The sequence below is a fragment of the Burkholderia sp. MSMB2157WGS genome, from assembly GCF_001532755.1.
In the GTDB taxonomy this organism is placed as follows: domain Bacteria; phylum Pseudomonadota; class Gammaproteobacteria; order Burkholderiales; family Burkholderiaceae; genus Burkholderia.
In genome coordinates, this window is record NZ_LPJG01000015.1 from 120626 (window position 1) to 143465 (window position 22840).

Here is a 22840-nt window from a genome sequence, read left to right on the forward strand (position 1 = left end):
CCTTCTGACTTATACTGGGTTTTTTTCCCGAGAAAGAAGAGCGCCGCCATGCGTTTCGAAGGGTCCTCGCACTACGTCGCCACCGACGATCTGAAGCTCGCGGTCAACGCCGCGCTGACGCTGCAACGCCCGCTGCTGATCAAGGGCGAGCCCGGCACCGGCAAGACCATGCTCGCCGAGGAAGTCGCCGCCGCGCTCGACATGCCGCTGCTGCAGTGGCACATCAAGTCGACCACCAAGGCGCAGCAGGGTCTGTACGAATACGACGCGGTGTCGCGGCTGCGCGACTCGCAGCTCGGCGACGAGCGCGTGAAGGACATCGCGAACTACATCGTCAAGGGTGTGCTGTGGCAGGCGTTCGACGCCGAGCGCCCGAGCGTGCTGCTGATCGACGAGATCGACAAGGCCGACATCGAATTCCCGAACGACCTGCTGCGCGAGCTCGACCGGATGGAGTTCCACGTGTACGAGACGCGCGAGACGGTCCGCGCGAAGCACCGCCCGCTCGTCATCATCACGTCGAACAACGAGAAGGAACTGCCCGACGCGTTCCTGCGCCGCTGCTTCTTCCACTACATCCAGTTTCCGGACCCGGCGACGATGCAGAAGATCGTCGCGGTGCACTTCCCCGACATCCGCGAGGAGCTGCTGCGCGCGGCGCTCGAGAGTTTCTTCGAATTGCGCGGCGTGTCGGGCCTGAAGAAGAAGCCGTCGACGTCCGAACTGCTCGACTGGCTGAAGCTGCTGCTCGCCGAGAACATTCCGGCCGACGCGCTGCGCGGCGCGGACGCGAAACAGATCGTGCCGCCGCTCGCGGGTGCGCTGCTGAAGAACGAGCAGGATCTGAGCCTGCTCGAACGGCTCGTCTACATGAACCGGCACAACCGGTAATCTCCCTCATCCGCGAAGGCCCGGCCATGCTGCTCAATTTCTTCTACGCGCTGCGCGCAGCCAAGCTGCCCGTCTCGGTGAAGGAATACCTGACGCTGCTCGAATCGCTGAAGGCCGGGCTGATCTCGCCGTCGATCGACGCGTTCTACTTCCTCGCGCGGATGACGCTCGTCAAGGACGAGCAGTACTTCGACAAGTTCGACCAGGCGTTCGGCGCGTATTTCCACGGCGTGTCCGCGCTGCCGTCCGAGGCGTTCGACATCCCGCTCGACTGGCTCGAGAAGCGCCTCGAGCGCGAGCTGTCGCCGGAGGAAAAAGCGCAGATCGAAGCGATGGGCGGGCTCGACAAGCTGATGGAGCGCCTGAAGGCGCTGCTCGACGAACAGAAGGAACGCCACGAAGGCGGCAACAAATGGATCGGCACCGGCGGCACGTCGCCGTTCGGGCACGGCGGCTACAACCCGGAAGGCGTGCGCATCGGCGGCCCGTCGAACGGCAACCGCACCGCGGTGAAGGTGTGGGAAGCGCGCGCCTATCGCGACTACGACGATTCGGTCGAGATCGGCACGCGCAACATCAAGGTCGCGCTGCGGCGGCTGCGCCGCTTCGCGCGCGAAGGCGCGGCCGAGGAGCTCGACCTGCCCGGCACGATCCGCAGCACGGCCGCGAACGCCGGCTGGCTCGACCTGCGGATGGTGCCCGAGCGCCACAACAACGTGAAGGTGCTGATGCTGCTCGACGTCGGCGGCTCGATGGACGACCACATCAAGCGCACCGAAGAGCTGTTCTCGGCCGCGAAGGCCGAATTCAAGCACCTCGAATTCTTCTACTTCCACAACTGCGTGTACGACCACCTGTGGAAAAACAACCGCCGCCGCCACTCGGAACGCACCGCGACGTGGGACGTGCTGCACAAGTTCACGCCCGACTACAAGCTGATCTTCGTCGGCGACGCGACGATGAGTCCGTACGAAGTGCTGCAGCCCGGCGGCTCGGTCGAATACAACAACCCGGAAGCCGGCGCCGTGTGGCTGCGCCGCCTCGCCGACCAGTTCCCCCATCATGCATGGCTGAATCCCGAGCCCGAACGGCTATGGGAGTACCGGCAGTCGATCGCGATCATTCGCGACGTGCTCGGCCAGCGCATGTATCCGCTCACGCTCGCCGGCCTCGAAACCGCGATGCGCGCACTCAGCAAGTAACGATACCCACCCGCAGATACACAGGCCGCGTCCGAGCGGCCGCCCCGGAGAGCGCATGAACCCTTCGTCCACCGCGAGCGCCGGCCGCGCCGGCGGCCGCCGCTTTTTCGCCGATACGTCCGTGTCCGCGCTCGTCGCCGGCTTCGTCGCGATGATGACCGGCTACACGAGCTCGCTCGTGCTGATGTTCCAGGCCGGCCGCGCCGCCCACCTCACCGATGCGCAGATCTCGTCGTGGATCTGGGCGCTGTCGATCGGCATGGCGCTGACGACGATCGGCCTGTCGCTGCGCTTTCGCGCGCCCGTCGTCGTCGCATGGTCGACGCCCGGCGCCGCACTGCTGATCGCGTCGCTGCCCGGCGTGCCCTACCCCGAGGCGATCGGCGCGTTCGTCGTCTGCGCGCTGCTGCTGACGGCCATCGGCGTGAGCGGCCTGTTCGACACGCTGATGAAGCGCATCCCGGCCGGCATCGCGGCCGCGCTGCTCGCGGGCATCCTGTTCGAGATCGGCATCGAAATCTTCCGCGCCGCGCAGTTCCAGACCGCGCTCGTGCTCGCGATGTTCTTCACCTACCTGATCGTGAAGCGGCTCGCGCCGCGCTATGCGATCGTCACGACGCTGATCGTCGGCACCGTGGTGGCCGGCGGCCTCGGGCTGCTCGATTTCAGCCGCTTCCACATCGCGCTCGCGCAGCCCGTGTTCACGATGCCCGCGTTCTCGATCGCGTCGATCGTCAGCATCGGCATTCCGCTGTTCGTCGTCGCGATGGCATCGCAGAACGTGCCGGGCATCGCGGTGTTGCGCGCGGACGGCTATCCGACGCCGTCGTCGCCGCTGATCGCGACGACCGGCCTCGCGTCGCTGCTGCTCGCGCCGTTCGGCTCGCACGGCGTGAATCTCGCGGCGATCACGGCCGCGATCTGCACCGGCCCCGAAGCGCACGAGGATCATGCGAAGCGCTACACGGCCGCCGTGTGGTGCGGCACGTTCTACCTGATCGCCGGCATCTTCGGCGCGACGATCGCCGCGCTGTTCGCGGCGCTGCCGAAGGCGCTCGTCGTGTCGGTCGCGGCGCTCGCGCTGTTCGGCTCGATCATGAGCGGGCTCGCGAACGCGATGCAGGACGTAAAGCAGCGCGAAGCGGCGCTCGTCACGTTCATGGTGACCGCGTCGGGCCTCACGCTGCTGTCGATCGGCCCGGCGTTCTGGGGGCTCGTCGCGGGCGTCGTCACGCAGGTGATCCTGAACGCGCGGCGCCCCGCGTGACGGGGCTCGCCGCCCGCCGCGGCGCGCGCCCGGCACGCCAGAACGTGCCGGACACGAATCGGGCCTAAAATGATGGATCGGAAGCGGCGCCCGGCGCCGCTTCGCTTCGCCGCCGCGCTCGCGCGGCCCGTGAGAACCCGGCGCCCCGCGCTCTTCTTCCGAATCGCCATGACTACCGCACTCGACCAGCTGAAGCAGTACACGACCGTCGTCGCCGATACGGGCGACTTCCAGCAGCTTGCGCAATACAAGCCGCAGGACGCGACCACGAACCCGTCGCTGATCCTGAAGGCCGTCCAGAAGGATGCGTACAAGCCGATCCTCGAGAAAACCGTCCGCGATCATCGCAACGAAAGCACCGATTTCATCATCGACCGCCTGCTGATCGCATTCGGCACCGAAATCCTGAAGCTGATCCCCGGCCGCGTGTCGACCGAGGTCGACGCGCGCCTGTCGTTCGACACGCAGCGCTCGATCGACAAGGGCCGCGAGCTCGTCAAGCTGTACGAAGCCGCCGGCGTCGGCCGCGAGCGCATCCTGATCAAGCTCGCGTCGACGTGGGAAGGCATCCGCGCGGCCGAGGTGCTGCAAAAGGAAGGGATCAAGTGCAACATGACCCTGCTTTTCTCGCTCGTGCAGGCGGCCGCGTGCGCGGAAGCCGGCGCGCAACTGATCTCGCCGTTCGTCGGCCGCATCTACGACTGGTACAAGAAGCAGGCCGGCGCGGAATGGAACGAAGCGCGCGACGGCGGCGCGAACGATCCGGGCGTGCAATCGGTGCGCCGCATCTACACGTACTACAAGACGTTCGGCTACAAGACCGAAGTGATGGGCGCGAGCTTCCGCACGACCAGCCAGATCGTCGAGCTCGCCGGCTGCGACCTGCTGACGATCAGTCCCGACTTGCTGCAGAAGCTGCACGAAAGCAACGAGCCGGTCGCACGCAAGCTGTCCCCGGACACGCTGCAGGACAAGCCGGCCGATCGCGTCGCGATCGACGAGGCATCGTTCCGCTTCCAGCTGAACGACGAAGCGATGGCGACCGAAAAGCTCGCCGAAGGCATCCGCGTGTTCGCCGCCGACGCGGTCAAGCTCGAGAAGCTGATCGACGCGCTGCGCTGAGCCGAGCTGCGCGTCAGCGGCTGTCAGCAAGACTGACAACAGCCGTCAGTACGTGCGCTGCAACGGCCGCGAACGCGATGTTCGCGGCCGTTTTTATTTTTCATTCCATCGTCAAGCGCGCGCACTACAATCCACGTCACGGGTGCGACGGCCGCCTCCCGATGCGCCCTTTCCCCAGTCAATCTTGCACGACGCCGAGCCAGCGCCGACGCGCCGGTACGGCTCATCCCAGGAGACAACGATGCAAGTTCAACCGTACCTGACGTTCTACGGTCGTGCCGACGAAGCCCTGCAGTTCTACGAAAAGGCACTCGGCGCGAAGACGATGTTCAAGATGCACTTCAAGGACGCACCGCCGAATCCCGATTACCCGATGTCCCCTGAAATGAGCGACAAGGTGATGCACGCGAGCTTCACGATCGGCGACTCGATGATCATGTGCTCGGACGGCGATTGCAGCCAGCCGGCCGGTGCCGCGCATGCCGGCTATTCGCTGTCGCTGAACCCGGCGACCGTCGACGAAGGCCAGAAGCTGTTCAACGCGCTCGCCGACGGCGGCGAAGTGACGATGCCGTTCGGCAAGACGTTCTGGGCGCTCGGCTTCGGGATGGCGAAGGATCGTTTCGGCGTGCACTGGATGGTCAACGTCGAGGATCCGTCGCAGCGCGAGGAGCTCGCGAAACGCGCGCAGGGCTGACGCAAAGGAAACGCCCGCCACCTTGCGGTGGCGGGCGTTTTCGCTCTTGAGTAAAGCGCCTTGCGCGGACGTGTGTCGCGCACGGCGCAGTCTCAACCCTCGACGACGTCGAGATAATCCTCCGGCCGCGTGCGATCTTCCGCATGCGCCATGCCCATCGCGCGCACCAGCACGCTCACCGCCACCGACACCACCAGGTTCACGACCAGCGACCACACGGCCGCATAGCCGGGGATCGCGAGGCCGAACAGGTGGATCGTGAAGATCGAGCTGGCCAGCTTCAGCGAGATCGCCATCCACGTGCCGCAGACGATGCCGGCCGCCCAGCCGGCCAGCAAGCCGCGATGGTCGAGCACGCGCGTGTACAGGCCGAGCACGATCGCCGGCAGCGTCTGGATGATCCAGATCCCGCCGAGCAGTTGCAACTGGATCGCGTAGGTCAGCGGCAACCCGAGGATGAACGCCACCGCGCCGACCTTCACGATCAGCGAGACGAGCTTCGCGACGTGCGTCTCCTGGTCGTGCGACATGTTGCGGTTCACGAACTCGCGGTGGATGTTGCGCGTGTACAGATTCGCGGCCGCGATCGACATGATCGCCGCCGGCACCAGCGCGCCGATGCCGATCGCCGCGAACGCGACGCCGACGAACCACGACGGAAAATACTCGAGGAACAGCGCGGGCACCGCGAAGTTCGGGCCGAACGCCTTGAAGTACGGCGCGTACTGCGGCATGTCCTTCACGCCGGAGGCGAGCGCCATGTAGCCGAGCAGCGCCAGCAGGCCGAGCACGAACGAGTACGCGGGCAGCATCGCCATGTTGCGGCGGATCGAGTTGCCCGACGACGACGACAGGATCGCCGTGACCGAGTGCGGATACAGGAACAGCGCGAGCGCTGAGCCGATCGCGAGCGTCGCATACGCGCTGTAGCCGTTCAGGCTCGTCGCGTCGGGCGCCTTCAACAGCAGCTTCGCGGGCGGCACCGCGGAGAAGATGTGCCCGAAGCCGCCGAGCTTCGCGGGGATCACGATGACTGCGGCGGCGATCGTGACGTAGATCAGCACGTCCTTCACGATCGCGATCATCGCCGGCGCGCGCAGCCCCGACGTGTACGTATACGCGGCCAGGATCGCGAACGCGATGATCAGCGGCAAGTCGCCGACGAAGCCGGTCGTATCGAAGCCGAGCGCGCCGATCACCACCTCGATGCCGACGAGCTGCAGCGCGATGTACGGCATCGTCGCGACGATGCCCGTCACCGCGATCGCCAGCGCGAGCATCCGGCTGCCGTAGCGTGCGTTGACGAAATCGGCGGCCGTCACGTAGCCGTGCCGCTTCGCGATGCTCCACAGCTTCGGGAACACGACGAACGCGAACGGATAGATCAGGATCGTGTACGGCAGCGCGAAGAAGCCCATCGCACCGGCGCCGAACACGAGCGCGGGTACCGCGACGAACGTGTAGGCCGTGTAGAGATCGCCGCCGAGCAGGAACCACGTGACGATCGTGCCGAAGCGGCGGCCGCCGAGGCCCCATTCGTCGAGATGGGCAAGATCGCCGCGCCGCCAGTTCGCCGCCAGGAAGCCGATGATCGTGACGCCGATGAACAGCAGGACGAAGACGAAGGTCGCGCCGAGATTCATTGCGCACCTCCTTGCGTGCCGCTCGCCTTCCATGCGTTCTTGGTCTTGAAATACACGAACGCGGTAATCACCGCGCTGATGAAGACCCACAGCAACTGGTACCAGTAGAAAAACGGAAAACCGAGCCATTGCGGTTCGATCTTGCTGTACGACGGCACCCAGACCATCGCGATCAGCGGCAGTACCAGCAGCCAGAGCCAGCGCTTGGCGGCCCGGTTGGCGTCGGCATCGTGAGCCATGACGTCTCCTCTTCTATCCCGGTTATCGATCTTGTTGAGCGGGTACGGCACCGAGAGGAGCAGCAAAACGGGTAGGCTACGGCTCCCCTGGCTTCGCGCCAGTATAGGAGCCGCGAGCACGCGGTCAAGCAGGGGCGAACCCGAGGTGATCCGCCCCTTGTCGCGCGGTTGCACCGGCCTGCCGCCGATGCAACCGGCGTCAGATCGCGAACGCGGTGTCGCGTGCGCCCGTCGTTTCTTTCAAAGCTTTCACCCACTTGCGCGCGGGCAGCTTCAGCGTGTCCTCGATCAGCTTCGCGCGGGCGTCGAGCTGCGCGAACGGCACGTCGAGCTCGGGCCCCGAGAACGCGATCGCGATCCGGTTGCCGTCGTGCACTTCGGGCAGCGCGATCACGCGGTGATCGAACGCCGCGTTCAGGTGCTTCATGTTGCGCACGAAGCTCGGATGATCGCCGAACAGGTTGATCGTCGCGATGCCGGCGTCGGCGAGGCAGCCGCGCACCGCGCGGTAGAACGCGACGCTGTCGAGCACGGGGCCGCGCGCGGTCGCGTCGTACAGGTCGATCTGAATCGCGCCGGTCGTGCCGCGGTTGGCCGGGTCGTTGACGAAGTCCCACGCGTCGGCTTCGTGCACGACGAGGCGCGCGTCGTCGGGCGGCAGCGCGAACATCGTGCGCGCGGCGACGATCACGGCCGGGTTCAGCTCGACGGCCTCGACCTTCGCGTGCGGCAGGAAACGATGCGCGAACTTGGTCAGCGCGCCGGTGCCGAGCCCGAGCTGGACGATCCGCGCGGGCGTTTCGAGGAACAGCAGCCACGCCATCATCTGCTGCGCGTATTCGAGCTCGATATGCAGCGGCTTCGAAATCCGCATCGCGCCCTGCACCCACTCGGTACCGAAGTGCAGGAAGCGCACGCCGCCTTCTTCGGAGAACGTAACGGGCGCGAAGCGCGGCTTGCGCGGCGCTTCGAGCACCGGCACGTCGTCGTGTTCGTCGATGTCCGGGCGGCGCTTCACGCGCGGCGGCTGGAGCTTTTCGGAGCCGTTGTAGGCGGACGGCTTGCGTTGCTTGAACGCGCGTGCCTCGGCGGACGCGCGCTTGATCAGTCGGTTCATGATGGTTGAATCTCGCTGGGTGACGCTGGATGAGCGGACGAGAGGATAGCATTGGCGGAAGACGGAGGCTGCGACGCGCACCCCATCACGCGTGACGCCGGACCCCGTCGGCGCTACGCTGCGCTCGTGGATCCACAGGAGCGCGTATGACCTCGAACGACAAGAAAATCTGGTTCCCGGCGAAGCGCTACGGCTGGGGATGGGGGTTACCGGTAGCGTGGCAGGGCTGGGTCGTGCTGCTGCTGTTCGCGATCGGGATCGTCGCGAGCGCGTGGCTCGTGCCGCCGCAACGATCGCCGGTGGCGTACGGTGCCTGCATCGTGGTGCTGGTCGCGCTGCTGACTGCCGTGTGCTGGATCAAGGGCGAGAAGCCCCGCTGGCGATGGGGCAACGACGATTGAGCTTCGACGCGACATGCCAACCCATGCGGTCGCGGTTCCTCCGCAACGCCCTCCTTTCGTCATCGATACGCCGCGACAGCACTCTGTCGAACGGCTGAATTGTCTCGACTCTCCACGCGACGCAACACTGTGAAGCAGCGGCCTCCTGGCCGGAAGTTCACATCGCGTTTCCCGCTGGCGGCACCTGAGCGCGAATCGGCACCGCCCGTCGGTCACCATCGCCCGCCTGCCTCGCTCCTGACACCGCTTTCGAACGGCCGCGCCGAATGCATCCGCGGCCCTTGAAATTATACCCAAATAGGGATAAATTAATCGATGGATCCATACATCAAACCGCTGTACTGGCTCGGCTCGGCGCGCAAGGACTTGAAAGCGATGCCCGAAGCCGTGCAGGACACGTTCGGTTATGCGCTGTATCTGGCGCAGACGGGACGCAGGCACGATCGGGCCAAGCCCTTGAGGGGGTTCGGATCGGCAGGCGTGCTGGAGATCGTGGAATCGGAAGACAACGGCACGTACCGCGCGGTCTACACGGTGAAGCTGGGCGGCAGCGTCTACGTGCTGCACTGTTTCCAGAAGAAATCGCCGAGCGGCGTCGCGACACCCAGGCCGGACAGCGACCTCGTCCGCGAACGTCTGAAAGCGGCCGCAGCACACGCAACAGGAGAAAGGCGATGATCGAAATCGAACCGGGCAGCGGGAACGTCTACGCCGATCTGGGCATGCGCGATGCCGACGAAATGCGGGTGAAGGCCCAGCTCGCCGCGAAGATCGCGGAAATCATCAAGGCGCGCAAATGGACGCAGCAGCACGCGGCACGATTGCTCGGTATCCCTCAGCCGAAGCTGTCGAACATGTTGCGCGGTCAGTTTCGCGGCGTGAGCGAGACGAAGATGCTCGAATGTCTCGCCAAGCTCGGACGCGACGTGCAGATCGTCGTCGGGCCGGACCGCCGGTCGGAAGCCGCAGGACACATCGAAGTCGTTTTCGCCGCCTGACGGCAGCGTCGTTTCGATCGCACCGATGCGCTGGCCGCACATGCCGCCGGCAGCGCCCGGTCGATCAAAGCACGATTCGACGCCAGTGCTCGAGCTTCTGCTCGAACGACAGCATCGCATTCGCGGGGCTCGACGAAGGCAGCACGAGCGTCTCGTACCCAGCCCGGCCGATCACGTCGGCAAACCGCCCCGCCGTCTTGCCGTTGAAGCACACGCGCTTGAGCAACGGCGCATGCGCGCGCAGCGAATCGAAGTCGTTCGGCTTCGCATTCCTGATCGCGGAATCGAGGCTGCCCTGGCGATGGCACGCATCGAGGACGTCCCAGATGCCGATGCCGTGCGACAGCACGCGCTCGAGCCGCGCGTCGTACGGCAATTCGTGCAGCGTCGGCTCGCCGAGTACCGCGCCGAGCAGCCGCCAGAACTGGTTGCGCGGATGCGCGTAGTACTGCGCGGCGTCGAGCGACGCCTCGCCCGGAAAGCTGCCGAGAATCATCGTGTGCGTATGCGGCGCGACGACCGGCGGAAAGCCCTGTAACATCACACGCCTCCGTGCGGCCCGACCGATCGCGGCCCGTCGCCGTACGCATCGAGATGGCGCCACAGCGCCGGCAGCATGCACTCGGTGACCATCAACGGCTTGCCGTGACGCTGGAACACCGAGCGGCGCGCGGCAAACGCATGCGGCGCTCGCACGCCCTGCAACGCATGGCTCGCGAGCGCATACAGCGGATGACCGGCGATCACGCGCCGGCTCACGAGCGCCGAGCGCTCGACTTGCGGATCGCTGTACAGCAGCTCCGCGAGCGGCCGCGTGCGCAGCCGCCGCATCGCCTGCCACACGCCCTTGCTGGCGGCGAGCGGCGCAATGCTGTGCGCGGCGACGTACGGCGTGCCGTCGACCGACAAAATCACCTCGCGCACCCACATCGGCGCGCGCGGCGAACTGGCGAGCGCGTCCGGCTCGTCGAACCACGGCGAGTCGACGGCCTCGCGCGTCACGCGCACGTTCACGCGGCCGAGTCGCGCGAGATGCGCGGTCAGCGATCCGCCGCGCGTCAGCCAGTCGCGCTGGTCGAGCGTGCAGCCAGGCCGCGGCGTCTCGCGCCAGCCGGCCCGAGCGCCGTCGAATCGCATGCGCGCGTTCACGCGGCGCGCGACAGCAGCAGCGCGTTGGTCCGCTTCACGAAGCTCGCCGGATCGTCGAGCATGCCGCCTTCGGCCAACAGCGCCTGATCGAACAGCAGATGGCACCAGTCGCCGAAATCGGCGCTGTCGGCCTTCAGCTGCTTCACGAGCGCGTGCTCGGGATTGATCTCGAGGATCGGCTGCATCGCCGGCGCATTCTGGCCGGCCGCCTTCAGCATCCGCTGCAGGTAGCCGCTCATGTCGTTGTCGTCCGCGACGAGGCACGACGGCGAATCGGTCAGGCGGAACGTGACGCGCACTTCCTTCACCTTGTCGCCGAGCGCTTCCTTCATCTTCTCGACGATCGGCTTGATCGCCTCGCCCGCCTGCTCCTGCGCCTTCTTTTCCTCGTCGTTCAGCTCGCCGAGATCGAGATCGCCGCGGGCCACGCTCGCGAGCGGCTTGCCGTCGAATTCGTGCAGGAACGACAGCATCCATTCGTCGACGCGGTCGGTCAGCAACAGCACCTCGACGCCCTTCTTGCGGAACACTTCCAGATGCGGGCTGTTCTTCGCGGCCTGCCACGTATCGGCGGTCACGTAGTAGATCTTGCTCTGCTCGGGCTTCATGCGCGACACGTAGTCGGCGAGCGACACGTCCTGCGCGTCGGTGTCGCCGTGCGTCGACGCGAAGCGCAGCAGCTTCGCGATGCGCTCGCGGTTCGCGTGATCCTCGCCGACGCCTTCCTTCAGCACCTGGCCGAACGCGCTCCAGAACGTCTTGTACTTCTCCTTGCCGGCGTCGTCTTCCGCGTTCGCGAGTTCCTCGAGCATCGACAGCGCGCGCTTGGTCACGCCTTCGCGGATCGCCTTCACGTCGCGGCTTTCCTGCAGGATCTCGCGCGACACGTTCAGCGGCAGGTCGGCCGAATCGACGACGCCCTTCACGAAGCGCAGGTATTGCGGCAGCAGTTGCTCGGCGTCGTCCATGATGAACACGCGCTTCACGTACAGCTTCAGGCCCCCGCGATAGTCGCGGTTCCACAGGTCGAACGGCGCGCGCGCCGGCACGAACAGCAACTGCGTGTATTCGCTGCGGCCCTCGACGCGGTTGTGCGTCCACGTGAGCGGATCCTGGTGATCGTGCGCGATGTGCTGGTAGAACTGCGTGTACTGCTCGTCGGTGATGTCGCTCTTCGAACGCGTCCACAGCGCGCTCGCCTGGTTGACGGTCTCGTCCTCGTCCTTCAGGACCATCTCGCCCTTCTCCTGATCCCACTCTTCCTTCTTCATCAGGATCGGCAGCGCGATGTGGTCGGAGTACTTCTGGATGATCGATTTCAGGCGATGCGACGACAGCAGGTCGTCCTCCCCTTCGCGCAGGTGCAGCGTGATCGTCGTGCCGCGCTGCGCGCGCTCGATCGCGTCGATCGTGAAATCGCCCTCGCCGGCGCTTTCCCAGCGCACGGCTTCGTTCGCGGGCAGGCCCGCGCGGCGCGTCTCGACGGTGATCTTGTCCGCGACGATGAAGCCCGAGTAGAAGCCCACGCCGAACTGGCCGATCAGCGCCGCGTCCTTCTGCTGGTCGCCGGACAGCTTCGTGAAGAATTCCTTGGTGCCCGAACGCGCGATCGTGCCGAGGTTCGCGATCGCCTCGTCGCGGCTCATGCCGATGCCGTTGTCGTCGATCGTGATCGTGCGCGCGGCCTTGTCGTAGCCGATGCGGATGCGCAGGTTCGGATCGTTCTCGTACAGCGCGTTGTCCGCGAGCGCTTCGAAACGCAGCTTGTCGGCTGCGTCGGACGCATTCGACACCAGTTCGCGCAGGAAGATTTCCTTGTTGCTGTAGAGCGAATGGATCATCAGGTGGAGGAGTTGCTTGACCTCTGCCTGAAAGCTCATCGTTTCGTGTGCCATGGATACTGTTTCCTCTTACTTGAACTGAACAGGGGTGACGCCGGCGCCCGGCGCGCGATGCCGGCGGCCCCACGAAGGACGACCGCCGGGCGCCGGCGGTTTGCGCGCGTATCTGGGGACGGTGCGCGGCATTTCAAGAGCCGGCCCGCCGCGCCGCGTCACGACGCGCGCCGCACCGCCGAATCGATATAGCGCGCCAGCAGCCCCGGCAGCGCCGGATCGCCGCAGTTCGCGACGTTGAAGCGCATCCACGTGGACGGCGACTGCTGCGGCGAGAACAGGCTGCCCGGCGTCAGCAGGAAGCCGGCCTCATGCGCGACCGCCGCGAGCGCGTCCGAATCGACGCCCGTGTCGGCCCACAGGAACATCCCGGCCGCCGGCATCGTGAAGAGCCCGAGCCCCGTGCGCTCGAGCATCCGGGCGGTCTTGTCGCGCACGCCGTCGAGCCGCGCGCGCAGCCGCTCGACATGGCGCCGGTAATGCCCTTCGGTCAGGATCTTGTACAGCACGCGCTCGTTGAGCTCGGGCGTCGTCATCCCGACCAGCATCTTCTGGTCGGTGACCGCCTTCGCGATCTCCGGCGCGCAGGCCACGTACCCGACCCGCAAGTTCGCCGCGAGCGTCTTCGAGTAGCTGCCGAGGTAGATCACCCGCTTCAACTGGTCGAGGCTCGCGAGGCGCGTGGCCGGATAGCTCGGCGGGCACAGGTCGCCGTACACGTCGTCCTCGACGACGAGGAAGTCGTAGGCCTCCGCGAGCTTCAGAATCCGGAACGCCTGCGCGGCCGACAGCGACGTGCCGGTCGGGTTCTGCAGCACCGAGTTGATCACGAGCATCTTCGGCCGCCACATCTGCACCAGGGTTTCGAGCGCGTCGAGGTCGGGGCCGTCGGGCGTATACGGCATCCCGACGAGTTGCGCGCCCTGCGCCGCGAAACGGCCGAACATCTGGAACCACGCGGGGTCGCCGACGATCACCGCATCGCCCGGCCGCACGTAGATCCGCGCAATCAGGTCGATGGCCTGCGTGATGCCGGAAACCAGCACGATCTGTTCGGGCTTCGCGCCGATCTCGACTTCGGCGAGGCGCGTCTGCAGTTGCTGGCGCAGCGGCAGGAAGCCCTGCGCGGTGCCGAAGCCGAGCATCTGCGCGCCCGACTGGCGCCCGAGCGCGCGCAGCGCGCCGGTGATCAGCTCGCCGTCGAGCCAGCGGCCCGGCAGGTAGCCGAGGCCCGGGCCCTTCTCCGGGCTGACGGTGTGCAGCATGTTGCGCAGCAGCCAGACGACGTCGATCGTGTTGTGCACGGGCGCGGCCTCGGCCACGCGCGCGGCGCCGTCGGCCGGCTGCGGGCCGGCGGCCGTGCGCTCGCGCACGTAGAAACCGGAGCCGCGCCGCGAGTCGAGGTAGCCTTGCGCGACGAGGCGCTCGTAGGCCTCGACGACGGTGAAGCGCGACACGCTCTTGTCGAGCGCGAGCTTGCGGATCGACGGCATGCGCATGCCGGGACGGAACACGCGTTCGTCGATGCGCCGCCGCGCCCACTGGACCAACTGGTCGACGAGCGTGAGCGTGGCCGTGTCGTGCGGCGCGGGAATCTGGGCGAGGGGGACGGTGGACATGGGCGGCGACTCCAACTGTACCGAAGGCTATCGCGCCGATTGTACCGTTACTGTGCCGGTAGCGACGATTACAGTTGACCGGAATGGCGATCGTGCGGCCGCCGGTTCGGCCCCGCCGCACGTGGCGCCGCGCCTGCCGGCCCGCATCGCGGCCAGGCACCGGCCGGTCCGGCCCCCGCCCGGCGCCTCGCCCGCTTACCATGACACTTTCGCTTCCCGCCCGACGCTCATGCCAGCTCGCTCCCTGACACTCGACCACCTCGTGATTGCCGCGCGCACCCTCGACGAAGGCGTGCGCCATGTCGCCGACGCACTCGGCATCGAACCGGCCGGCGGCGGCCGCCACCCGCTGATGCGGACCCACAATGCGCTGTTCGGCGCATGGGGCGGGCTCTACCTCGAAGTGATCGCGATCGACCCCGACGCGCCCGCGCCGGACGACGACGCGAAGCCGCCGCGCGCGCGGCTGTTCGGCCTCGACGATCCGGCGCTCCACGCGCGGCTCGCGCAGGGCCCGTTTCTCGCGCACTGGGTCGCGCGCGTCGACCGCCCGCGCCAGCTTGCGCTGTGGCAGCGCCAATATCCGGCCCGTATCGCGCCCGTCGTGGCGATGCGACGCGGCGACCTGAGCTGGGGCCTCACGGTGCCCGACGACGGCAGCTTCCCCGCCTGGCAAGGCGCAGGCGACGGCCTCGTGCCGTCGCTGATCCAGTGGGACAGCCCGCGCCATCCGGCCGATTCGCTGCCCGGCGACGGCATCGCGCTGAAGGCGCTCAAGGGCGCCCACCCGCGTGCGGATGCGATCCGCGCGCAGCTCGACTGGCTCGGCGCCGCTCACCTGCTCGACGTCGAATCCACCGACGGTCCGCCGGCGCTCGTCGCCGAATTCGACACGCCGCAGGGCCCGCGCACGCTGCGCTGAACGCCCGCCCGATCGTAACCACCCTGCAAGACGGAGACACCCACGACATGAATTCGCGCGAAACCCGGGGCATGCTGCTCGGCCTCATCGGCGTGATGATTTTCAGCCTGACGCTGCCGATGACGCGGATCGTCGTATCCGAACTCAATCCGCTGCTCAACGGGCTCGGCCGCGCGCTCGCCGCCGCCGTGCCGGCCGGCCTGCTGCTGTGGTGGCGCCGCGAGCCGCTGCCGACGCGCGCGCAACTGAAGAGCCTCGCGATCACGTCGGCCGGCGTGATCGTCGCGTATCCGGTATTCTCGGCGTGGGCGATGAAATCGGTGCCGGCGTCGCACGGCGCGGTGGTCAACGGGTTGCAGCCGTTGTTCGTCGCGCTGTACGCGGCATGGCTGTCGCACGAACGGCCATCCAGGGCGTTTTGGGCCAGCGCGGTGGCAGGCAGCGCGCTCGTGATCGCGTTCGCGCTGCGCGACGGCGGCGGCGCCGTGCAGGCCGGCGACGCGCTGATGCTCGTCGCGGTCGGCATCGGCGCGCTCGGCTATGCGGAAGGCGCGCGCCTCGCGCGCCAGATCGGCGGCTGGCAGGTGATCTGCTGGGCGCTCGTCGTGTCGGCGCCGTTCCTCGTGCTGCCGGTCGGCTGGCTCGCGTGGATGCAGCATGCCGCGCATCCGGGCCCGCTCGCGCTGCGCACGTGGCTCGCGTTCGGCTACGTGACCCTTTTTTCGCAGTTCATCGGCTTTTTCGCGTGGTACGCGGGGCTCGCGATGGGCGGCACCGCGCGCGTCGGCCAGGTGCAACTGCTGCAGATTTTCTTCACGATCGCGTTTTCCGCACTGCTGTTCGGCGAAACGGTCACGTCGTCGACGTGGCTGTTCGCCGCCGCCGTGATCGCGACCGTGGTGCTCGGGCGCCGCTCGGCGGTCGCCACGGCGCCGCATCCCGCTCGCGCCGGCTGAACAGGTACGCCATAATGGCTGCTTTGCCTGATCGGTGTTGCCCACCCAGCCGCGAAGGCTCGATCGCGCTCGCGTTCGCCCACCCGGCAGCGTCGAAACGATCCGCCCGAGCGACCTTTCTTGACTGACCACGATACCCGAACGAGGAGACTATGAATCCGAGCGACCTGCACCCGCCGCACTGGCAGCTTTCCGAACGCGCCCGCAAGCTGACGAGCTCGGCGATCCGCGAAATCCTGAAGGTCACGGAGCGCCCCGAGGTCATCTCGTTCGCCGGCGGCCTGCCCGCCCCCGCGACGTTCCCGGCGGAACGCATGCGCGCCGCCGCCGACCGCGTGCTGCGCGACGCGCCGGCCGCCGCGCTCCAGTACAGCGCGACCGAAGGCTATCTGCCGCTGCGCGAGTGGATCGCCGAACGCTACAGCGTGCGCGTGTCGCAGGTGCTGATCACGACCGGCTCGCAGCAGGCGCTCGACCTGCTCGGCAAGGCGCTGGTCGACCCGGGCAGCCCGATCCTCGTCGAAACGCCGACCTACCTCGGCGCGCTGCAGTCGTTCTCGCTGTACGAGCCGCGCTACGTGCAGGTGCCCACCGACGAGCAGGGCCTGCTGCCGGAAGGTCTCACGCCCGAACTCACGCAAGGCGCGCGTCTGCTGTACGCGCAGCCGAACTTCCAGAACCCGACCGGCCGCCGCCTGCCCGTCGAGCGCCGTCGCGCGCTCGCCGCGTTCGCGCAGTCGAGCCCGTTCCCGGTGCTGGAGGACGATCCGTACGGCGCGCTGAACTACCGGGGCGAGCCGCTGCCGACGATGCTGTCGATGGCGCCCGATCACGTCGTGCACCTCGGCACGTTCTCGAAGGTGCTCGCGCCGGGCCTGCGGATCGGCTACATCATTGCGCCCGAAGAGCTCCACTTCAAGCTCGTGCAGGCCAAGCAGGCCACCGACCTGCACACGCCGACGCTCACGCAGCGCATCGCGCACGAAGTGATCAAGGACGGCTTCCTCGACGAGCACATCCCGACGATCCGCGCGCTGTACAGCGCGCAGTGCGACGCGATGCTCGGCGCGCTCGCGCGCCACATGCCGGAAGGCGTCACGTGGAACCGCCCGGAAGGCGGGATGTTCATCTGGGTGAACCTGCCCGCGCAGATCGACAGCATGAAGCTGCTCGCCGCGGCCGTCGACAACCACGTCGCCTTCGTGCCGGGCGCGCCGTTCTTCGCGGAGAACGCGCAGCAGAACACGCTGCGCCTGTCGTTCGTGACGGTGCCGCCCGAGAAGATCGAGGAAGGCGTCGCGCGCCTCGGCAAGCTGCTGCGCGAGCGCCTCTGATCCCCTTTTCCCCTGTCACGACTCTCTACGAGGAATCGAACGCATGGCTAACGTCTACGACAAACTGAAGTCGCTCGGCATCGAGCTCCCGACCGCCGGCGCACCGGCCGCCGCCTACGTGATGAGCGCGCAAAGCGGTAACACGGTCTACCTGTCGGGCCATATCGCGAAGAAGGACGGCAAGGTCTGGGCCGGCAAGCTCGGTGCGGATCTGCAAACGGAAGACGGCAAGGCGGCTGCCCGCTCGATCGCGATCGACCTGCTCGCGACGCTGCACGCGCACACCGGCGACCTGAACAAGGTCACGCGCATCGTCAAGCTGATGAGCCTCGTCAACTCGACGCTCGACTTCACCGAACAGCACATCGTGACGAATGGCGCGTCGGAGCTGATCGCCGAAGTGTTCGGCGATGCGGGCAAGCATGCGCGCTCGGCGTTCGGCGTCGCGCAGATCCCGCTCGGCGCGTGCGTCGAGATCGAACTGATCGCCGAAGTCGCGTAACGGGCGCATCGCGATGCCTGCCCGTCTCGTTCGCTTCAAGCAGGTCGACGTGTTCACGTCGGTGCCGTTCAAGGGCAATCCGCTTGCCGTGGTGTTCGACGCCGATGCGCTCGGCGACGACGCCATGCTCGAGATCGCCCGCTGGACGAACCTGTCGGAAACGACGTTCCTCTGCACGCCGACCGATCCGCAAGCCGACTATCGCGTGCGGATCTTCACGACGGGCGGCGAACTGCCGTTCGCCGGCCACCCGACGCTCGGCACCGCGCACGCGTTCCTGGAAAGCGGTGCGCGGCCGCGCACGCCGGGCCGGCTGATCCAGCAATGCGGGGTCGGCCGGGTCGCGCTGCGCGAGCAGGCCGGCGGCTGGGCGTTCGCCGCGCCGCCGGCACGCGTCACGCCGCTCGACCGTTCGGACTACCCGGCACTGGCCGCCGCGCTGCACAGCGACGCGCTCGACCTGGACGCCGAGCCGTGCGCGGTGGACAACGGCGCGCCGTGGCTGGTCGTGCGGCTGAAGTCGGCCGACGCGTGCATCGGCCTGTCGCCCGATCCGGCCGCGCTCGCGGCGCTTACCCACCGCTACGGCGTACACGGCGTGGCGGCGTACGCGCCGCACGCCGACGGCGGCCCCGCGACGTTCGAGATCCGCTGCCTGATGACGGGCGGCCAGTTCGGCACGCCCGGCGAGGATCCCGTCACCGGCAGCGCGAACGCCGCGCTGGCCGGGCTGCTGACGCGGCAGGAACGCCGCCCCGGCCCGTCGTACACGGCCCGCCAGGGTACGGCGATCGGTCGCGACGGCCGCATCTTCGTCAGCTACGACGAAGACGGCACGACCTGGATCGGCGGCCACGTCGTCACCGTCGTCGACGGCACGTTCCGGTCGCCCGCCTGACATTTCGCGATGTGCGATGGCGCCGGCTCGTCCGGCGCCCTACGCTTTGCCCAACTATCGCAAAAACGTTCCAGCCAGTAATATCGGGCCTAATCCGTTGTTTCGGAGGTCTGTCCATGGTTGCGCGTCCCGCGAACGAACAGACGTCGGGACAATCCGAACCATAGCCGGCCATCCAGACGGATGGCGCACGCGAGCAGGACGCCGCCCTCTTCGATGAGCTCCGCCCGGTCCAACCACACGCCGCCGAACCGGCCGCTGCGCGCGCCGCGCAAATCGCGCCGGCGTGCGCTGTTCGCCATCCCGCTGCTCGGGATGCTGGCGCTCGCGCTGCTGTGGGCCGTGATCATCGCGCGCCTGTCCGTCGAAAAGGACAGCGCCTACAAGGAAGCGGCGGCCTCCGCTGCGATCCTGTCGTCCGCGCTCGAGCAGCATACGGTCAAAGCGATCCACCAGGTCGACCAGATCACCCGCTTCGTCAAGTTCGAATTCGAGAAATCGCCAGCGCGCTTCAATCTCGCGAGCGCCGTCGAAAAAGGCGTCGTGCCGAGCGACACGCTGATCCAGGTATCGCTCGTCAACGCGAAGGGCATCCTGTTCGCGAACACCGCCGAACTCCATCCGCAGCCGATCAACTTGTCCGATCGCGAGCACTTCAAGGTCCATCTCGCGCACAACGACGACCGCCTCTTCATCAGCAAGCCCGTGCTCGGCCGCGTGTCGAGCCACTGGACGCTGCAGATGACGCGGCGCCTGAACAACCCCGACGGCAGCTTCGCGGGCATCGTCGTGGTGTCGGAAGACCCGAGCTACTTCACGAACGATTTCTACAACAACGCGGCCATCGGCAAGGAAGGCGTGATCGCGGTCGTATCCGACACGGGCGCGGTGCTCGCGCGGCGCACGGGTTCGGTGAGCAACGCGCCGGGCGCGTTTTCGGCGTCGGGCGTCTACCCGATCGCGGAGCGCGTGACGGGCACGATCATCGATCCGATCGACGGCGTGACGCGCATCGTGTCGTACCGCCACCTCGACGGCTACCCGCTCGCGGTGATGGTCGGGCTGTCGCAGACCGAAGAGTTCGCGGACTACTACCACACGCGCAATGTCTACCTGCTGATGACGAGCTTCATCACGCTCGCGATGCTCGCGTTCTTCGGCGTCGCGACGGGCCTGATCGGCAAGCTGCTCGGCCGCGAGCGCGAAATGACGCAGCTCGCCGAATACGACCTGCTCACCGGCCTCGCGAACCGCTATGCGACGCTGCGCGGGCTGCGCAACGACGTGTCGATGCCCGCGAGCCTGTCGCGGCTCGGCCTGCTGTTCATCGATCTCGACAACTTCAAGACCGTCAACGACACGCTCGGCCACAACGCCGGCGACATCGTGCTGCAGATGACCGCGTCGCGCCTGGCCGATGCGGTCGGCGACGAAGGCTCGCTCGCCCGCATCGGCGGCGACGAATTCGTCGTCGTGATGAAGGGCGACGACGTCGAGCGGCGTGCGGTGCGGCTCGCGGAAGCGATCATCCGGATGTTCAGCGAGCCGTTCGACGTACGCGGCAGTTCGTTCGTGCTGCATGCGAGCATCGGCATCGCGCTGCACACCGTCGCGAACGAAAGCGAGATCGACCTGCTGAAAAAGGCCGACCTCGCGATGTACAGCGCGAAGGACGCCGGCAAGAACTGCTACCAGTTCTATGCGCCGCATCTGTCGCACCGTGCCGACCATCTGATGCGCTGGGAACAGCAGTTGCGCGTCGCGCTCGCCGAAGGGCAACTGTTCCTCGCGTACCAGCCGAAGATCGACCTCACGCACCGCTACATCACCGGCTTCGAGGCGCTCGCGCGCTGGGATCATCCGGAACACGGCGTCATCTCCGCGAACGAATTCATCTCGATCGCCGAATCGACCGGCCTGATCGTGCCGATCGGCGACTTCGTGATCCGCACCGCGTGCGAGCAGATCGCGCGCTGGCGCGACGAGGGCCACGACACGCTGACGCTCGCGGTCAACATCTCGCCGGTGCAGTTCTGGCGCGGCGACCTGATCGAGACGATCTCGCAGGCGCTGCAGGACACCGGCATCGACGCGAACCGGCTCGAGATCGAGATCACCGAAACCGCGATGATGGAATATCCGGAACTCGTATCCGAGAAGATCGTCGCGCTGAAAAAGCTCGGCATCCGGATCGCCCTCGACGATTTCGGCACCGGCTATTCGTCGCTGTCGTACCTGCATCGCTTCTCCGTCGACACGCTGAAGGTCGACCGCTCGTTCGTGCAGGCGATTCCGACCGATCGCAGCGTGTGCGTGATGGTGTCGTCGATCGTGCATCTCGCGCGCTCGCTCGGGCTGACCGTCGTCGTCGAGGGCACGGAGACCGAGGAGCAGATCACGTGGCTGTCCACGCTCGGCGAAATCGAGGCGCAGGGCTTCCTGTTCTCGCGCCCGGTGCCAGCCGATGCGATTCCCGCGCTGATCGCACGCTTCGGCGTGCGCGGCGATCATCCGAACGTCGTCGCGCATCGCGCGACCGGCAGCACGGGCGCCTGAGCATCGCGCCGCCGCCGTGGCGCGCCCTCGCAATTGTTGCGCTTTCCGATCCGATCGTCGAATTCATTAACTAGCGTTTTCGCGCATGGCAGTGTCATGATGCGCGGCGGACAATCGGGAGGGCCTACGTGTCGGCTGGCCGCCGGCGTGGCCATACGCGAGAGATCCGGCCCTGCGCCAACTACACAATCATGACAACCGTCGAAGTCGAAGCGCCCGCTCGTGTCGAAGAGGCACCGGCATCCCTCTGGGCCTTGTTCAAGGTCGTCGCCGGCATTTCGGCCGTCTCGTGGGGCGGGCTTTCGATGATGGCGCAACTCGAACGCCATTACGTCGAGCGGCTGCAGCGGATCGAGCCGCACGTCTTCGGCGATCTCGTCGCGCTCGCGTGGCTCGTCCCGGGCCCCGTCGGCTGCAACGTCGCCGTGCAGGTCGGCCAAACGCTGCACGGCCGCGCCGGCGCATGGGTCGCCGGTATTGCGAGCGTGCTGCCGTTCTCGATCCTGATGACGCTGTTCGCGATCTTCTATCAGACGCCGCTCGTGCGCTCGCTCGCCGCGCCGATGCTGATCAATCACTTCGGGATGGTGCTCGCGGCGTTGATCGGCGTGACGTGGGTCAAGCAGTTGCGCTCGCTCGCGCGCACGCGGCTCGAACAATCGATCGCCGCGCTGTCGACGATTCTGCTCGCTTTCGCGCATAGTCCGGCCGCTTTCGTCGGGATTCTGTTCGCCGCGTTTGCAGCGGGCTGGCTGACGGGGCCGCCGCAACGCGACGCGGTCGATTTCACGCTGTCCAAGCGCGACCGCGGCCTGCTCGTGCTGCTCGGCGTGCTCGTCCTGCTGTTCGCGGTGCCGCTGCCCGGCGATTACCAGGCGGAGCTGCTGTGGCCGCGCCTCGCGGGCGCCGGCATGACGCTGTTCGGCGGCGGCTTCTCCGCGCTGCCGGTGCTCAAGACGCTGTTCGTCTCGCCGGCAACGGGCATCTCCGATCACGACTTCACGCTGGCGTTCGCGCTGTCGCCGGTCGCGCCGGGGCCGTTGCTGAACGTGGTGCCGTTTCTCGGCTATCTGACCGACGGCTGGGTCGGCGCGCTGCTCGCCACTGCCGCGCTGTTCATCCCGTCGGGATGCCTCGTCGTGTTCGCGCACAACCACCTGTTCCGGCTCAAGCGCCATTCGCGCTTCGAGCACGGGATGCGCCTGCTGCGCGCGGCGACGACGGGCTTTCTCGTGGTCGCCGTCGTGAAGATCCTGCATCGCGAGCCCGCCGACCCGGTCTACTGGCTGACGGGCGCCTTCGCGACGCTGTGCTTCACGCGCTTCAAGGTGCCCGTCTATGCCGTGTACGGCACGGTCGCCGTCGCGTGCAGCGTGTGGCTGTGGGCCGCCGCGCACTGACGGGCGGCGGCCTCCAACCCGCCGACGCCCGG

At 67.3% G+C, this 22840-nt stretch carries 22 protein-coding genes; 15 read left to right on the forward strand and 7 right to left on the reverse strand.

Annotated elements, in window-relative coordinates:
* Positions 1-48: 48 nt before the first annotated feature.
* The 5 genes from WT53_RS10445 (at position 49) to WT53_RS10465 (ending at position 5179) form a co-directional block, all read left to right on the forward strand.
* On the forward strand, positions 49-891 hold the full coding sequence (locus WT53_RS10445; protein WP_034208036.1) for a MoxR family ATPase: 843 nt from the start codon (positions 49-51) through the stop codon (positions 889-891).
* A 26-nt stretch (positions 892-917) separates the two neighbouring features.
* Positions 918-2093 carry a VWA domain-containing protein gene (locus WT53_RS10450; protein ID WP_034208037.1) on the forward strand — a complete coding sequence of 392 codons (1176 nt, stop codon included), beginning with the start codon at positions 918-920 and terminating at the stop codon, positions 2091-2093.
* A 55-nt stretch (positions 2094-2148) separates the two neighbouring features.
* On the forward strand, positions 2149-3360 hold the full coding sequence (locus tag WT53_RS10455) for a benzoate/H(+) symporter BenE family transporter (protein ID WP_034208038.1): 1212 nt from the start codon (positions 2149-2151) through the stop codon (positions 3358-3360).
* Positions 3361-3528: 168 nt separating this feature from the next.
* A complete protein-coding gene (gene tal / locus WT53_RS10460) occupies positions 3529-4482 on the forward strand; it encodes a transaldolase (RefSeq protein ID WP_034208740.1) in 954 nt (317 codons plus the stop codon).
* 241 nt (positions 4483-4723) lie between these two features.
* Positions 4724-5179, forward strand: a complete 456-nt coding sequence (locus WT53_RS10465) for a VOC family protein (RefSeq protein WP_034208039.1) — start codon at positions 4724-4726, stop codon at positions 5177-5179.
* A 92-nt stretch (positions 5180-5271) separates the two neighbouring features.
* Here the strand turns inward: WT53_RS10465 and mctP are convergent, their stop codons facing one another.
* From mctP to WT53_RS10480, 3 genes are all read right to left on the reverse strand, one after another.
* On the reverse strand, positions 5272-6822 hold the full coding sequence (gene mctP, locus WT53_RS10470) for a monocarboxylate uptake permease MctP (RefSeq protein ID WP_059833424.1): 1551 nt from the start codon (positions 6820-6822) through the stop codon (positions 5272-5274).
* Positions 6819-7061, reverse strand: a complete 243-nt coding sequence (locus WT53_RS10475) for a DUF3311 domain-containing protein (protein WP_006490660.1) — start codon at positions 7059-7061, stop codon at positions 6819-6821. The genes mctP and WT53_RS10475 overlap by 4 nt, the downstream gene beginning before the upstream one ends.
* A 199-nt stretch (positions 7062-7260) precedes the next feature.
* Complete coding sequence (locus WT53_RS10480; RefSeq protein WP_034208040.1) at positions 7261-8178, reverse strand: spermidine synthase; 918 nt, start codon at positions 8176-8178, stop codon at positions 7261-7263.
* A gap of 146 nt (positions 8179-8324) precedes the next feature.
* Between WT53_RS10480 and WT53_RS10485 the strand changes: the two genes are divergently transcribed.
* The 3 genes from WT53_RS10485 (at position 8325) to WT53_RS10495 (ending at position 9577) form a co-directional block, all read left to right on the forward strand.
* Complete coding sequence (locus WT53_RS10485; protein ID WP_034208041.1) at positions 8325-8579, forward strand: hypothetical protein; 255 nt, start codon at positions 8325-8327, stop codon at positions 8577-8579.
* Between the two features lie 315 nt (positions 8580-8894).
* Positions 8895-9257 carry a type II toxin-antitoxin system RelE/ParE family toxin gene (locus WT53_RS10490; RefSeq protein WP_034208042.1) on the forward strand — a complete coding sequence of 121 codons (363 nt, stop codon included), beginning with the start codon at positions 8895-8897 and terminating at the stop codon, positions 9255-9257.
* Entirely contained in the window at positions 9254-9577 is a 324-nt protein-coding gene (locus WT53_RS10495) for a helix-turn-helix domain-containing protein (RefSeq protein WP_034208043.1), read from the forward strand. The genes WT53_RS10490 and WT53_RS10495 overlap by 4 nt, the downstream gene beginning before the upstream one ends.
* Before the next feature lie 64 nt (positions 9578-9641).
* Here the strand turns inward: WT53_RS10495 and WT53_RS10500 are convergent, their stop codons facing one another.
* From WT53_RS10500 to WT53_RS10515, 4 genes are all read right to left on the reverse strand, one after another.
* Positions 9642-10118, reverse strand: a complete 477-nt coding sequence (locus tag WT53_RS10500; RefSeq protein WP_034208044.1) for a DNA-deoxyinosine glycosylase — start codon at positions 10116-10118, stop codon at positions 9642-9644.
* Positions 10118-10714 carry a chorismate lyase gene (locus WT53_RS10505; protein WP_059825118.1) on the reverse strand — a complete coding sequence of 199 codons (597 nt, stop codon included), beginning with the start codon at positions 10712-10714 and terminating at the stop codon, positions 10118-10120. The genes WT53_RS10500 and WT53_RS10505 overlap by 1 nt, the downstream gene beginning before the upstream one ends.
* A gap of 8 nt (positions 10715-10722) precedes the next feature.
* Positions 10723-12621: a molecular chaperone HtpG gene (htpG, locus tag WT53_RS10510; RefSeq protein ID WP_034208045.1), complete on the reverse strand. Its 1899-nt coding sequence runs from the start codon at positions 12619-12621 to the stop codon at positions 10723-10725.
* Between the two features lie 158 nt (positions 12622-12779).
* Positions 12780-14240, reverse strand: a complete 1461-nt coding sequence (locus WT53_RS10515; RefSeq protein ID WP_034208046.1) for a PLP-dependent aminotransferase family protein — start codon at positions 14238-14240, stop codon at positions 12780-12782.
* Positions 14241-14469: 229 nt separating this feature from the next.
* Between WT53_RS10515 and WT53_RS10520 the strand changes: the two genes are divergently transcribed.
* The 7 genes from WT53_RS10520 to WT53_RS10550 all read left to right on the forward strand — a co-directional run bounded on the left by WT53_RS10520 (position 14470) and on the right by WT53_RS10550 (position 22808).
* A complete protein-coding gene (locus tag WT53_RS10520) occupies positions 14470-15162 on the forward strand; it encodes a VOC family protein (RefSeq protein WP_034208047.1) in 693 nt (230 codons plus the stop codon).
* Between the two features lie 47 nt (positions 15163-15209).
* Entirely contained in the window at positions 15210-16118 is a 909-nt protein-coding gene (locus WT53_RS10525; protein WP_034208048.1) for a DMT family transporter, read from the forward strand.
* 152 nt (positions 16119-16270) lie between these two features.
* Positions 16271-17452, forward strand: coding sequence for a PLP-dependent aminotransferase family protein (locus WT53_RS10530; protein ID WP_059833440.1), 1182 nt, complete (start codon positions 16271-16273; stop codon positions 17450-17452).
* A 43-nt stretch (positions 17453-17495) separates the two neighbouring features.
* Positions 17496-17954 (forward strand): RidA family protein, encoded by a 459-nt coding sequence (locus WT53_RS10535; RefSeq protein WP_034208050.1) that lies wholly within the window; start codon positions 17496-17498, stop codon positions 17952-17954.
* A gap of 13 nt (positions 17955-17967) precedes the next feature.
* A complete protein-coding gene (locus tag WT53_RS10540; protein WP_059781245.1) occupies positions 17968-18852 on the forward strand; it encodes a PhzF family phenazine biosynthesis protein in 885 nt (294 codons plus the stop codon).
* Between the two features lie 216 nt (positions 18853-19068).
* Positions 19069-21408: an EAL domain-containing protein gene (locus tag WT53_RS10545; RefSeq protein ID WP_060259654.1), complete on the forward strand. Its 2340-nt coding sequence runs from the start codon at positions 19069-19071 to the stop codon at positions 21406-21408.
* 191 nt (positions 21409-21599) lie between these two features.
* On the forward strand, positions 21600-22808 hold the full coding sequence (locus WT53_RS10550) for a chromate transporter (RefSeq protein WP_059781243.1): 1209 nt from the start codon (positions 21600-21602) through the stop codon (positions 22806-22808).
* The last annotated feature ends 32 nt before the right edge of the window (positions 22809-22840 follow it).